Origin of the sequence: Tenuifilum sp. 4138str (genome assembly GCF_041102575.1) — a bacterium.
Classification (GTDB): Bacteria; Bacteroidota; Bacteroidia; order Bacteroidales; family Tenuifilaceae; genus Tenuifilum; species Tenuifilum osseticum.
Window position 1 is genome coordinate 84,160 of the sequence record NZ_JBGCUE010000012.1, and the last position, 13,268, is coordinate 97,427.

At 40.8% G+C, this 13,268-nt stretch carries 11 protein-coding genes; 3 read left to right on the forward strand and 8 right to left on the reverse strand.

The genetic code is table 11. From position 1 onward, the window contains the following. Position 1: 1 nt before the first annotated feature. The 6 genes from AB6811_RS11355 to AB6811_RS11380 all read right to left on the reverse strand — a co-directional run bounded on the left by AB6811_RS11355 (position 2) and on the right by AB6811_RS11380 (position 5,726). Positions 2-1,114: an ABC transporter permease gene (locus AB6811_RS11355; RefSeq protein WP_369490581.1), complete on the reverse strand. Its 1,113-nt coding sequence runs from the start codon at positions 1,112-1,114 to the stop codon at positions 2-4. Between the two features lie 2 nt (positions 1,115-1,116). Further along, positions 1,117-1,857 carry an ABC transporter ATP-binding protein gene (locus tag AB6811_RS11360; protein ID WP_369490582.1) on the reverse strand — a complete coding sequence of 247 codons (741 nt, stop codon included), beginning with the start codon at positions 1,855-1,857 and terminating at the stop codon, positions 1,117-1,119. After that, positions 1,854-2,774, reverse strand: a complete 921-nt coding sequence (locus AB6811_RS11365; RefSeq protein ID WP_369490583.1) for an ABC transporter ATP-binding protein — start codon at positions 2,772-2,774, stop codon at positions 1,854-1,856. The genes AB6811_RS11360 and AB6811_RS11365 overlap by 4 nt, the downstream gene beginning before the upstream one ends. A gap of 130 nt (positions 2,775-2,904) precedes the next feature. Continuing rightward, a complete protein-coding gene (locus AB6811_RS11370; RefSeq protein WP_369490584.1) occupies positions 2,905-3,798 on the reverse strand; it encodes an HlyD family secretion protein in 894 nt (297 codons plus the stop codon). A gap of 12 nt (positions 3,799-3,810) precedes the next feature. Further along, positions 3,811-5,091 (reverse strand): TolC family protein, encoded by a 1,281-nt coding sequence (locus tag AB6811_RS11375; protein ID WP_369490585.1) that lies wholly within the window; start codon positions 5,089-5,091, stop codon positions 3,811-3,813. 8 nt (positions 5,092-5,099) lie between these two features. Beyond that, the gene (locus AB6811_RS11380) at positions 5,100-5,726 is read right to left on the reverse strand and encodes a TetR/AcrR family transcriptional regulator (protein ID WP_369490586.1); all 627 of its coding nucleotides are present in this window, start codon (positions 5,724-5,726) and stop codon (positions 5,100-5,102) included. Between the two features lie 151 nt (positions 5,727-5,877). Here AB6811_RS11380 and AB6811_RS11385 point away from each other — a divergent pair, with 151 nt between their 5' ends. Continuing rightward, positions 5,878-6,921 carry an oxidoreductase gene (locus tag AB6811_RS11385; RefSeq protein ID WP_369490587.1) on the forward strand — a complete coding sequence of 348 codons (1,044 nt, stop codon included), beginning with the start codon at positions 5,878-5,880 and terminating at the stop codon, positions 6,919-6,921. A gap of 721 nt (positions 6,922-7,642) precedes the next feature. Here the strand turns inward: AB6811_RS11385 and AB6811_RS11390 are convergent. Beyond that, positions 7,643-9,058 carry an alanine/glycine:cation symporter family protein gene (locus AB6811_RS11390; RefSeq protein WP_369490588.1) on the reverse strand — a complete coding sequence of 472 codons (1,416 nt, stop codon included), beginning with the start codon at positions 9,056-9,058 and terminating at the stop codon, positions 7,643-7,645. A gap of 298 nt (positions 9,059-9,356) precedes the next feature. Further along, positions 9,357-10,646 (reverse strand): hypothetical protein, encoded by a 1,290-nt coding sequence (locus tag AB6811_RS11395; protein WP_369490589.1) that lies wholly within the window; start codon positions 10,644-10,646, stop codon positions 9,357-9,359. A gap of 382 nt (positions 10,647-11,028) precedes the next feature. On the opposite strand from AB6811_RS11395, the gene mnmE reads away from it, so the two are divergent. Both mnmE and AB6811_RS11405 read left to right on the forward strand, forming a co-directional pair. Further along, a complete protein-coding gene (mnmE, locus tag AB6811_RS11400; protein ID WP_369490590.1) occupies positions 11,029-12,432 on the forward strand; it encodes a tRNA uridine-5-carboxymethylaminomethyl(34) synthesis GTPase MnmE in 1,404 nt (467 codons plus the stop codon). 236 nt (positions 12,433-12,668) lie between these two features. Continuing rightward, positions 12,669-13,220, forward strand: coding sequence for a helix-turn-helix domain-containing protein (locus AB6811_RS11405; RefSeq protein WP_369490591.1), 552 nt, complete (start codon positions 12,669-12,671; stop codon positions 13,218-13,220). Positions 13,221-13,268 lie beyond the last annotated feature (48 nt).

Consider the following 13,268-nt stretch of genomic DNA (forward strand, 5'->3'; position numbering starts at 1 on the left):
ATTACTCCAAACGAACTTTAAACTTTTTGATACTAAGGGCTATAAAAACAGTTGTCATGGTTAGCATTACCAGCACTTCGCTTATTACGTATTGTAAGCCTTGCCCTTTTATCATTATTGTTTTTAATGCCGAAAGGAACCATCGTGGTGGCATAATCAGGCTTAACCATTGCAGAATTTTTGGCATGTTTTCAATGGGGAAAATGAATCCCGAGAGGAGAATGGTGGGCAACATCAATGCAAACATTGACATGAACATGGCAACTGCCTGACTATTGCTCAAAGTGGATATTAAAATTCCTAATGATAGGGCTAACACTATGAACAACGAGCTAACCCCCATCAGCAAAAGGAAGTTTCCCCTTAAGGGCAGATGAAAAACTGTGTAGCCCATTAAAATGATTACCAGAACATTGGTAAATGCAATGCCTATATAAGGAATTACTTTACCTACCACAATCTGCCAAGGTTTTAATGGTGAAACCAACAGTATTTCCATGGTACCCATCTCTTTCTCGCGTGTAATTGAAATAGAGGTCATCATTGCAGTAACTAACATCAGTATAAGCACCATGGTTCCTGGCACAAACATGAATGCCGAGTTCATTTCCTCATTATAGAGCATTCGGCTTTGAACGTTTACCCTCTCCTTTTGCTGGTTTGAACCAAAATACTCCGCAGTAAACGAATTTACTATTCCTTGTGCATACGATGCCAGAATACTTGCTGTATTGGGGTCTGAGGCATCGGTTACAACTTGATAATTGGCATAGTTTTCATTTTGAAGCTTTTGAGTGAAATTGTTACCAATAATAAGAACCAGCTTGGCATCGCCATTCTTGAAAACTTCATTAATTTCATTTTCGCTTTTCAGATATCCCTTAAAGTTAAAGTACCCCGATGATGAAATACGCTGCACTAGCTTTTTTGTGTTATAATCGTTGGTGTAGTCAAGCACGGCGTAATTGACATTCTTGATTTCACTGGATATAACAAAGCCAAAAATTAGCAGCTGCAGGACAGGCATTACAAGCACAATGAGCAGCGTTCGCGTATCGCGAAATATGTGCTTAAATTCCTTGGTAATAAAATTCGAAAACCTACCCTTTGCCATAGCTACTCAATGTTTAATTTACCATTTCGGGATAGTAGTAAGAACAAGTCGTTCATTGATTCAACTCCATGTGTCGATTTAAGTTGCGCGGGTACACCCTGAGCTTCAATTCTTCCATCAACCATAACAAGAACAGTATGGCAGTACTCTGCCTCGTCCATGTAATGAGTGGTTACCAGCACGGTTGTTCCCATAGAGGAGATTTGATGAATGGTTTCCCAGAACATTCGTCGTCCAACCGGGTCAACACCGCTTGTGGGTTCATCGAGGAAGATGATTGGGGGCTTATGCACTAACGATACCGCTAGCGAAATTCTTTGTCGCCACCCAACCGGCAACGATTCAACCTTAGTGTCTTTAAAATCGTGCATTTTGAACTCCTCCACAAGTTCAAGTGCACGTATTCTTAGCTCTTTTCCCCATAACCCATAAATACCACCAAAAAATCGTATGTTCTCCCAAACCGTTAAATCGCTGTAAAGCGAAAACTTTTGGCTTATATAGCCAATGCTGGCCCTAATTTGTTCAGGCTGAGTGTAAGCATCATAGCCCGCAACGCTAATTTTCCCCGATGTGGGTGAAAGCAGCCCACAAAGCATCCTGATTGTGGTAGTCTTACCTGCACCATTGGCTCCAAGTAGTCCAAATATCTCCCCTTTACCAACACTAAAGGTTAGGTGATTTACAGCAATAAAACTTCCAAAGCGTTTTACGAGGTTTTCAACCTCAATGGCATTTGTCATTTCACAAGATTTTTTTCCGAGAGTTGGTAAATGAAGTAATCCTCAATGCTTGCCTGTATTTGAGCTACATTAGCTTCAACTCCTACCGACATCAATCTATCGTGAAGGCTTTCAGGACTTTCCTCATTGTAATTAGTTGCGAAGTGAATACTATCGCCAAACATGTAGGCGGTTTCGCATGTACTTAAATTCCTAATGGCATCTAAACTACTCCATGCATTGTTTGCTTGAATACTAAAGAGTTTATAGGGAAACATTTCAGCAAACCCTTCGGGAGTGTTAGTTCCTAAAATTCGCCCTTTCTGAATCAATGCAACCCTATCGCACTGCTTTGCCTCATCCATGTACGCTGTTGAAACAAAAACTGTAATACCCTGTTGCTTAATAGAATGTAACAAATCCCAAAGTTCCTTTCTTGAAACAGCGTCAACTCCGGTTGTTGGCTCATCGAGTATCAGCACCCTTGGGCGATGAATCAATGCGCACGAAAGGGCAAGTTTTTGTTTCATACCACCCGATAGCTTTCCGGCAGGGCGATTTCTAAATGGTTCAAGCATGTGATATACCCCCTTTACCAGTTCGTAATTTTCCTTAACTGTTGTTCCAAAAACCCCGGCAAAAAAGTTTAAGTTCTCTTCCACGGTTAAATCGGAATAAAGCGAGAAAACAGCAGGCATATACCCAATTTCGCCCCTTATCAGTTTATACTGGCTTACGGTATCCAAACCAAAAACTGTTACATTCCCGTTATCGGGAACTAATAGCGTTGTAATAATTCGGATTAACGTTGATTTTCCTGCTCCATCGGGGCCAATTAAACCAAACATCTCACCCTCCTCAACGCTCAGACTTACATCTGTAAGCGCTTTTACCTTGCCGTATGATTTTGATATGTTAGTTACTTGTATTGCTGGCATTTAGATAGTGTTTAGAATTAAACGTCAGTGTTCAGCAAAAAATAATGTCAGGAAGAAGTAGATAAAAGAGTAAACCCAAAAAACATAACTGACTATCATTCTCTGCACACAGAACACAAAACAATGCACACTAATCTTCAACCCTAACCTCCACGGGCATTCCTATCTTAAAATAGCCATTTGGGTTGGGAACTCGAACTTTTACAGCATACACAAGGTTAACCCTTTCGTTCCTTGTTTGAATAATTTTTGGTGTGAATTCAGCTTCCGATGAAACCCATGCAATTTCGCCTTTATCCTCCTTGAGCTTACCATCAGGCGTATCGGTTAAAATTGTCACCTTACGGCCAATTGAAAAATCGGGAAGTTGAGTTTCATCAATATAAACCCTCGCGTAAACCGTATCGAGCGTACCAATTTTGCAAACCGGTTTGCCGGTAATAACCAGCTCTCCCTGGCTCACATAGCGCGATATTACTGTCCCTGAAACAGGTGAAACCATGTGGCACCGCCACAATAAATCCTGGGCCTGGGCAATTTGAGCATCTACAGCGTCAATTTCTGCTAACACACCTGAGCGTTGCGCATCAAACGTTGCTTTTTGCTTTTCGGCAATTTTGAACTTTCCCTCAATATCATCGAGCTGACGCAGTGTTGCTGCGCTATCGGCTACTAATTTTTTTACCCTTTCAAGTTCCTTTTTCAGGACGTTCAGCTGCTCATCCTGAACGGCAATTTGAGCATCAATACCTTGCAACTTAGCCTTGGCAGCCTTTAGCTGGGCATTAAGCTGCTTTAGTTTAAGGACTTGCGGTAGGGTATCAACAATTCCAATAAGCTGATTTTTCTCCACTTTATACCCCTCATCGATTTTAAGTTCCAGTAGCTTACCGCCCACTTCTGCGGAAATGGTTACATCGTTCGATTCAATGTTCCCGTAAGCATCAGCTTTCCCATTATTCCTGCTGCATGAAATAACAATTGCAGCGGGAAGAATTACCTTCATAAGTTTTTTCCAATTCATTGGTATAATTTTTTAATCGTTAATACTCATGCCAAGTGTGAAATATAGCTTCACAACCTCCTGTGAGAGCTTTATTTTATGTAACTCCATATCAATTCTTGCTCTAAGCAAGCTGTTGAAGTCGGACAAGTAAACCGATGATGTTATGGTTCCGTTTTTAAGCTGCGATGCTGATGTCTTTACAGACTTTTCTAGCAGCTCAACTATTTTTTCATCGGTTTGTATTTGCCTTTGTAACGATTGTATCTGCGCTAGCGCCGACGAAACCTGCGCACTACATCCTTCATCGTAAGCATTGCGCCTATATTGCAAAATGTTCTGTTGGATTTTCAGGGTCTGCCTCTCGCGCGATGTGCTATTCCAATCCCATATACTCCATGATAATCGGGCTCCAACCAAGGCAAAGGAATCAAACTCATTGGAAAGCATGTTAAGTCCCGGTTTGCCATAGCCAACCCGTGCAAATGCACTTAACTTAGGCATTCGCCTGCTATTCAAGGCACCAGCTGCTGTTGACAGATAGCCGTTCTGCAGGTCAAAAAGTTTATAATCGGGGCGTGAACAAACATCCTGGTTTGGTATAGCTAATGAGGGTATAATCCCTTGGGCACTCTCATCAATTTTTACTCCCGTAAGTGAGTAAATTGATTCCGCCAAACTATACCTTTGCGAAAGGTTTGCATCAATGCTTTGCTCCAACCTAAGCCTCTCAGCCTTTAAAGCGTTTGCTGATGATTCCAGTACCACCCCCGCATTTACACCGGCCTCAAGCTCCTCTATTCGCTTATCGAGCTCCACGGCCATAGCTTTAAGCTGCCTGATTGCCATATCGGTGGAAAGTATTCCAAAGTAAAGCGAAGCCACCCTTTCCTTTTGGGTGTAAAGTTCGCTTTCAACCTTGTTCTGCTCAAGTTTACGCGATTCATCTTCAAGCTGATGCATCGATTTTGTTGCACCTCCATCCCAAATCAGCTGGCTAACATCGATAGTCAACTTATAGTTGTCGTTATCGGGTGTAGGGATTGAAATGCCCGGCATGGGAATGTTAACTTTGGTTACATCCGATTGCCAGGTGGCCTCGGCATTCAATTCTACTTTTGGTAAGTAGTTTACCTTGATATTCGACTTCCTAAGCCAGTAAACCGAGTCGGTTGCCGCACTAACCCTGTAAAGCTTATTCCACTGCTCCATGCTTTTAAGTAAGCCCGGCAGAGTAACCGTGTTCTGGCTCTTTAGCATATAGGTTGAAGCCAGTAAAGTAATGGTAAGCGAAATAATTCTTGCCTTTCTCATTGTTAAAATCATTTTAATCTTCCTTTTAGAAAGTAAATCATAAAGTCGGCAACATACCTTTTACGTTCACTCAAAAACTTTTGGTAATCGCCCTCGTTGCCATTAAAAAGCACCTGTTCAATGATTGGTTTACCGGCAAAGGGGAAAATACATGAGCTAACAGTAGTTACCATAAGGTGAAGCACCTCGTTTACGCTTAATCCCAACTCATGGGATAAAACCTTCATTACATCTTTTAGTTTTTCGGCATTGATGCCCGATTCAGTAATGAACTGTGCAATCATTTCGGGATTTCGATTAGCCTCGCGCAGTACAAAAGCAGGTAGAAAGGGATTTCTAAGGAAAAGTTCGATATACTCTTCCACAAAATGCCGAATTTTTTGCTCATAGGTCATCTCCTTGGATAGTAATACAGGTATGAGCCGTGGAAAAAAGTTGTTCAGCTCAACCTTAAAGATGGTCATGAAAAGCTTTTCCTTTGAACGGAAATAGTAATGCAGCAGAGCCTTATTAATTCTTGCTTCATCGGCTATTTCCTGCATACGCGCCCCATCCAATCCCTTTTGAACAAACACGCGTTTGGCAGCCTCAAGTATCTTACTCTCAGTGTCTTTCTCTATTTTTTTTGATATCATACAACATTAACCATTTGGTTAAACCATACGGCAAATATCTAACACATTTTTTTATGCTCCAAATTTTTTAGTCACTTTTTTAACCATTTGGTTAATTTTTTTTTGTATGCGGCTAATTATCTATATTTGTGATTAGCTAATAAAGGTTATTATGGATATTCATACGCCAATTGTAATTAACGGAATAAAAATTAAAAACCGGGTTGCCTTGCCTCCCATTGTTAACTTTGGATGGTCCGACTCCGATGGAAAGGTAAGTAGCAAGCATATTGCACACTACGAAAGAATTGCAAGGGGTGGCACCGGTCTAATTATTGTTGAAGCCACCTGCGTGAATCCTACTGGTAGAATTTTCAACTACCAGTTAGGTATATGGGACGACAACCACATTGAGGGACTTGCCAGAATTGCTGAGGTTGTCCATAAGCACGACGCCAAGGTTCTTATTCAGCTTCACCATGCAGGACTTACCACACGGAAAGCTGTTGCCGAAAAGGCCTTTGGCCCCTCTGTTGACCCGGAAAACGACCGTTCCGTAGCCTTAACCAAAGAACAAGTAAGTGAACTGGTAGAAAATTTTGTAAGCGCAGCCAAAAGGGCACACCTAGCGGGCTTTGATGGTGTTGAACTACACGGTGCCCATGGTTACCTACTTAACCAGTTCGCCTCTTCTGCCATTAACCACCGCACCGATGAGTATGGTGGGAACTCTGAGAACAGGTTACGATTTGCAAGGCAAATCATCGAAGGTATTAAGGAGGTTACACCCTCAACATTTATTATTGGTTACCGCATAGCTGGTTGTTCCCCCACCCTGAACGATGGTATTGAAAATGCCAAACTGCTCCAGACATACGGCGTTCATTACCTTCATGTATCGCACGGTGGCGAAAAGGGTATTAACCCCACAGTTCCCTCAAATTTTGACTACAACCATGTGGTTTACATGGGAACAGAGGTAAAAAAGTTTGTAGATGTTCCTGTAATGGTGGTTAACCAAATTAAATCGCCTGAAAGGGCTAATAAATTGGTCACCCACGGCTTAGCTGATATGGTTGCCATTGGACGCGATATGTTAACCGACCCCGATTGGGTAACCAAGGCAAAAACAGGCGAGGCTATAAACCTTTGTATTGATTGTCAGCCGCGCTGTAAACGCTACACCAAACCGGAATCGTGCCCACTGGCGGAGTAGGTAGAGGGAAGGATAAAGGATAAAGGATAAAGGATGAAAGTTAAAAGTTAAAAGTTAAAGGTTGACCCGTCCTGTGTTAGCGGGAATAGAAGTAAAAGGTGTTTCGTGTTTTATGTTTGGTGTTATGAAAAATCCAAATATTTAGTAATCAGTCACATATAAGTATTTCGCATTGTTTTTTGTGGCTTAATAGACATTTTTCAGGCTGGCATAGTGTTTAACTCCAATAAATATCGAACTTTGGAGAATTTGAAAGCCTTGAATGGAAAATTTGCTTTTTTTGCAAAGTGTCAAGCTGAAAAAAAACTATTAAATGAGTTTTCGAAGGCATCTGCTCTTGGAATTGTCAATAAATAAAGGCTGACGAGTGTCAGCCTTTATGACCATTCCAGTCGGTCAGGATATTCCTGACAGGTTGCTCTCCAGCAGAGCCTGTTTCTGCTTACCTGACATACAAATCTATTAATACTATTTGCTTCTTTCGAAAAACATTAAAATAAAAAGCCTGAAAAATGTCCATTAGAACAAACTACCTAAAAAATAGCCTGAATTTTGTCCATTACGCCTTTTTTGTCATTATCAATCTTCAACCATCAACTAACAACCATCAACTATCAACTATCAACTGTCAACCATCAACTTTCCATGTGCGTCATCCGTGTTCCATTTCATTTAGCAAACAATGGACGGTGTACTGCACATATTTTACAAGCCCTTTAAGCTAATCTCTGTTCAGGTTAAATTCCCCTGCTTTAAGTCGCTTTAAATAGCCTTCGGCCTCGGCTTTCATTACTGGGAATAAAAGCAATAGCGCTATCAGGTTTGGAATGCTCATAAAGGTGATGACCATATCCACAAAGTGCCAAACCAAATCGATACCCCAAACTGAACCAAAGAATACAAATAGGGTAAAAACATAGTAGTAAGGTTTAATGGCCTTATCGCCAAAAATATACTGTGCAGTTCTGGTTCCGTAGTATGACCAGCTAATGATGGTGGAGAACGCAAAAAGTAGCAGGCTAATGGCCACCATATGACGCGCTAAAAAGCCGATGCCAATTTTACCCAAACCCTCCTGAAAAGCTGCAACTGTCATCCCTACCCCTTTAACGGCTCCATCTACTCGCCATACACCAGTTATAATAATAACTAACGCGGTTAGGGTACAAACTACAATGGTATCGATAAATGGTTCAAGCGAAGCCACAAACCCCTCACGCATGGGGTATGGAGTTTTTGCAGCAGCATGTGCCATAGGCGCTGAGCCCTGCCCGGCCTCATTGGAAAACAAACCCCGGCGAACCCCCCATATCATCGTCATAAAAAAGGTTGAACCCACAAAACCACCAACAGCCGCATGGCCCGTAAAAGCACTTTTTACAATCAACCATAAAGCTGAAGGTATATCGGCAAAGTGAACACCTATGACAAGAATTGCTGAACCAAAGTAGATAATAGCCATTAAAGGTACAAGCTTTGAGGTTACATTGGCAATGCGACGTAATCCACCAACTACAATTAAAAACACCAGCGCTGAAATGGCTATACCGGTGTAAAGAACAGGGATATTGTAACTAGTTTTTAAAACATCGGAGATTGAATTGGCTTGAGCCATATTACCAGTTCCTAATGAACAAAGAATCCCAGCAAAGGCAAAGAAAACAGCCAAACGCTTAGCCCAAACACCCAGCTTATCCTTAAGACCATGTTCAATGTAGTACATAGGACCGCCCGAAACAGTGCCATCGGCATTAATTTTACGGAACTTTTGCGCCAATGTACATTCAACCATTTTAAGCATCATGCCAAAGAAACCGGTTACCCAAAGCCAGAACACAGCCCCGGGCCCGCCAAAATAGATTGCAAGGGTAACTCCAACAATATTTCCGGTTCCAACAGTGGCTGAGAGCGCAGTGGTAAGAGCCTTGAAATGGCTTACATCTCCTACATCATCGTGCTTGCTGTATTTCCCTCGAACCAAGTCGATAGCATGCTTAAAATAGCTTACCTGTAAAAATTTAAGCCTGATTGAGTAGTAAATGCCGGTTGGAACAAGCAGGGCTAATATCAAGTAACCCCCAACATACTCGTTGTAAAGCTGAATAACGTAATCGAAGCTTTCCAGAAAAGAGTTCATGGTTATGGTTTGGTTTAGGTTATCGCACAAAAATAGAAAAAACAAAAACCTGTCAAAGGATAGACAGATTTATTGTTAATAAGTTTAAAAAATACCCCAGGTCAGTCAATTGAAAATATTAGTAAAATAATAGTGATTCAATATTGAAGAAACTTTCAATTCCAATTTATCCTTTAAAAATTGCAAAAAACATAGATTAACTTTTACATCAAAGTAAACTGAAAGTGCGTCAATAATATTTTTTTTTACGTCAAATTTCAAACTCAAATTTACCAAAAAATGTTTAACAGTGTGAACTTTAAAAACTATAGCTCAACCCTCCTCTAATTTGGAAACCGCCATAGTTTAAGCCGTAGTAAGTATCAGAGTAATCATTTCCACCATCATGTTCCATTACAAATTCCCATACCGGCATTACATTATACTCAAAGTTACCAAAAAGGTAAAGTTTCTTGTAAATTGGAACTGATATATCTAAATTAATGTACGCCATAAACATATTTGCCTTACCCAGCAGGAAAGTATCTGTTCCGGTAGCCGGGGGTGTATAGGTAGTTTTTTTATACAGCTCAGTTATACAATTTCCAGCGCCCATTGATAGAGACATGCGAACCGGGGTAATTTTACCTACAATTTGACCTACAAAACCAATTTTTTGGTAAAACATGGTTGCCTTATTGAAATAGTAAGCCTCTGAGGTGTAAAGTTCAATGCTATTTATCAAACTGCCAATATCAGCAGAAATCCCAATATTCTCATTAAAAAAATATCTTGCATTGACATAAGGACCGGTTAGTATTTTGAATCCTGTAAGAGAGCCTGTAACGGTACCCGTTGAATTATCCTTAAAATTATTTGATGAGGTACCTGCCAAAACTGGATCGATAAAAGCGTGGCAACCAATTCCAACTCTAACCTCAAAGGTTTTAACCTGTTTAATTTGTTCGGTTAGGCTGACTTTCTTATCTCCTTGTTTTTCGGTAGGTTCCTTTATTATGTTCATCATACTGGCATCCATGGGTTTGGTTTCTATTACATCAAGCTGAATAACAGGGAAATCCTGATACCAGCTTGTTGCTACGCATAGGGCAACATATACACTTCCCTCCTTTCTATCTTTTCTGGTCACTAAGTAGACAAAGTTGTCCCTTATTCGTGTATCAAGGCCAGGTTGCCCATACCTATATGCCCTTGGGGTTGCACTTATGTACTTGCTTAGCCACCCATCGCCCAGTTCTTCTTTATTGGCACTGAAAAGGGTTATAAACCCGTTATTTTTCAAAAACGTTTCATAACTACGGTAAATCTCTAATATCGATCTGTCCTTGGGTGCAGCATAGGTTATTTGAGTCACTTTCCCTTCGAGTTTAAGGCTTTTTTCCAGGGTATCCTTTGACATTTTTCCCAACGGAAGCAAATACTCATTGAACTGTTTCAAATCATAAGTAAGTATGTAGGATCCGGGAAATCTGGAAATCAGGGGATGATCGGCGCTTCCTTTCTCATCTTCCTGAGCTGCTAAATTCCTGCCGTTTATTAGTACTATAAGTATAGCACTAAACAGGTAAACAATCCATTTACATCTCATGATTAATAATTTTTGATTTGTAAGTAATTATTAGTTAACTATCGGAAAATGAAACCAAAAGCTACTAGAATATATATTGATTGAAGATCAATATGAAGCAAATTTACATTTTGCTCCATAGTAAGTCAACTTTTTCCAAACAAAACTGAATTTTAGTTTACAGCTTTTTATGTTTTAAAAGACAAAATCGAGATATTAATGAACCGCCTCTTTAACCCTAAATTGGTTATCCATTTTTGAACATACTTTTTGCCATAATGGCTTAAAGCGTTTACCTTTGTACTATATAATTTTTTGATAAATGGGGATTTAAAGCGGTAATTTTATCCCATTGCCCAATTTGCTAAGTTTTATTGTCAGAACCATTTTAAGGGAACAATACATGACATTCGATACCACACAAACCATAGTTGCCATAGCCACACCGCCAGGAATGGGTGCCATAGCTGTACTCCGTTTAAGCGGTGAACGCTCATTAGAGATTACCAGTTCTGTTTTCCGTCCTGCCAAAAAGGGGAAAAGCCTCAAGGAGCAGAAAGCCTATACCATTCACTACGGCTCCATTATTGATGGCGACCGCGAGGTTGATCAGGTACTGGTTAGCCTTTTCAGGGCGCCTCATAGCTACACGGGCGAGGATGTAGTTGAAATATCGTGCCATGGTTCCACTGTTATCCAACAGCAACTGCTTGAGTTGCTTGTGCGCCATGGCGCACGTCTTGCACAGCCCGGTGAGTTTACATTAAGGGCTTTCATGAATGGTAAAATTGACCTTTCGCAGGCCGAAGCCATTGCCGACCTGATAGCATCTACTAGTGAGACAGCCCGTCGGGTGGCGCTAAACCAGATGCGTGGCGGTATTTCCAACAAGCTGGCAGTACTGAGGAATGAGCTGCTCAGGTTTACCGCTCTTGTTGAACTAGAGCTCGATTTTAGCGAGGAGGATGTAGAGTTTGCTAACCGTGGTGAACTTGAAGCGTTGATAAATAGTATAATTTCAGAAATCGACAAGCTCTCGGCATCGTTCAGTCAGGGTAACGCCATTAAGATGGGTATACCTGTAACCATTGCCGGAAAACCCAACGTGGGTAAATCCACCCTGCTGAACCGCTTGCTAAACGAAGAAAAGGCTATTGTTTCGGAAATTGCAGGAACTACACGCGATGCCATTGAGGATACAATCCACCTGGGCGGAATTAACTTCCGCTTTATCGATACTGCAGGGCTAAGGCAAACCACCGATACGATTGAGAGCATCGGTATTGAAAGGGCTTTTGTAAAAATTGAAAAAGCACGCATAGTGCTTTACCTAGCCGATGCTCAAGCCAACCTTGATGAAATTATTAGCGAGGTTGAGGACTTTGCTACCAAGCTTTCCCCATCGCAAAACTTAATTGTGCTGGTAAACAAGGAGGATAAGTCAACTCAGGCCCATGTTGAGGAGGTACTTTCGGAGCTTACAGGTAAAGGGTTTAGTGCGCTGGCCCTTTCGGCAAAAGCCGGACATAATATTGAGCAATTACAGCAACTACTAATAGCCATGGGTAAAGCCGATATGCCCGAGAACGAGGATGTTGTAGTTACCAGTATTAGACACTACAATGCCTTGCAATCAGCAAGAGCCAGTCTGGTTCAGGTTTTGAATGGCCTACAGGCAAACCTAAGCGGCGATTTGCTTGCCATTGATATTCACCAGGCCATTGATTACCTGGGTGAGATTACCGGGGAAATATCGAACGACGAAGTGCTTGGCTTCATCTTCTCAAAGTTTTGTATAGGAAAGTAACCGTTACAAAATAACCAAATAACAAACCAATATAAAACACTCGTAAAGCCCTGTAAAAAGGGCTTTTTTGTTACTATGTTGTTAATAATTATTTTGTGATATTATTTGTTTATTAGGTACAAATTTGTACCTTTATTGTACCTTAAACTATAAAAATTCAAAAATGGAAGGTTTAGCCTTTTTTATTTTGCACTTAATTGCACTTATGTAAACTTAATTCTATTAAAAGGCATTAAATGAGCTCGAATATTAAGGTACAAAGAATTTGCCAACATTGCGGAATGGAGTTTACCGCTCGTACCACAGTAACGAAGTACTGTTCCGATAAATGCAGCAAGGCAGCATACAAGGCACGCATTAGAGCCGAAAAGGTGCAAAAGTCAAACGTTGAAACCTTGCAAGTAAAAACAAAACCGATTGAGGAACTGAAAGCCAAAGAGTTTTTGACTGTTCAGGAAGTTGCTCGCTTGCTTAATTGCTCAGTACGCACAACTTACTACTACATTAAAACCGGTAAAATAAGAGCCGTAAACTTAGGGCAAAGACTAACAAGGGTAAAGCGTTCCGAAATTGATAAACTCTTTGAGCACCCCCAACTGGAGCAACCTAAACCCAAAACAAAGCAATTTGATATTTCAGACTGTTACACCATTAGCGAAGTAATGGAAAAGTACAGCATTTCGAGAACTGCATTGCAGCACCTCATTAAACGGGAAAACATTCCAAAGATAAATAAGGGTTGGTACGTTTTTGTACCCAAAACCATTATTGAAAGGTTATTGACGTAAAAAGTTTTTTTCAGGAAGTAACTTTAATAACTTTAGTAACTAAACACA

What these genes read in the sequence shown, in the direction of transcription:
- AB6811_RS11355 (WP_369490581.1), bottom strand. Translation starts at nt 1,114, where the DNA reads ATGGCAAAGGGTAGGTTTTCGAATTTTATTACCAAGGAATTTAAGCAC.
- AB6811_RS11360 (WP_369490582.1), bottom strand. Translation starts at nt 1,857, where the DNA reads ATGACAAATGCCATTGAGGTTGAAAACCTCGTAAAACGCTTTGGAAGT.
- AB6811_RS11365 (WP_369490583.1), bottom strand. Translation starts at nt 2,774, where the DNA reads ATGCCAGCAATACAAGTAACTAACATATCAAAATCATACGGCAAGGTA.
- AB6811_RS11370 (WP_369490584.1), bottom strand. Translation starts at nt 3,798, where the DNA reads ATGAATTGGAAAAAACTTATGAAGGTAATTCTTCCCGCTGCAATTGTT.
- AB6811_RS11375 (WP_369490585.1), bottom strand. Translation starts at nt 5,091, where the DNA reads ATGAGAAAGGCAAGAATTATTTCGCTTACCATTACTTTACTGGCTTCA.
- AB6811_RS11380 (WP_369490586.1), bottom strand. Translation starts at nt 5,726, where the DNA reads ATGATATCAAAAAAAATAGAGAAAGACACTGAGAGTAAGATACTTGAG.
- AB6811_RS11385 (WP_369490587.1), top strand. Translation starts at nt 5,878, where the DNA reads ATGGATATTCATACGCCAATTGTAATTAACGGAATAAAAATTAAAAAC.
- AB6811_RS11390 (WP_369490588.1), bottom strand. Translation starts at nt 9,058, where the DNA reads ATGAACTCTTTTCTGGAAAGCTTCGATTACGTTATTCAGCTTTACAAC.
- AB6811_RS11395 (WP_369490589.1), bottom strand. Translation starts at nt 10,646, where the DNA reads ATGAGATGTAAATGGATTGTTTACCTGTTTAGTGCTATACTTATAGTA.
- mnmE (WP_369490590.1), top strand. Translation starts at nt 11,029, where the DNA reads ATGACATTCGATACCACACAAACCATAGTTGCCATAGCCACACCGCCA.
- AB6811_RS11405 (WP_369490591.1), top strand. Translation starts at nt 12,669, where the DNA reads ATGAGCTCGAATATTAAGGTACAAAGAATTTGCCAACATTGCGGAATG.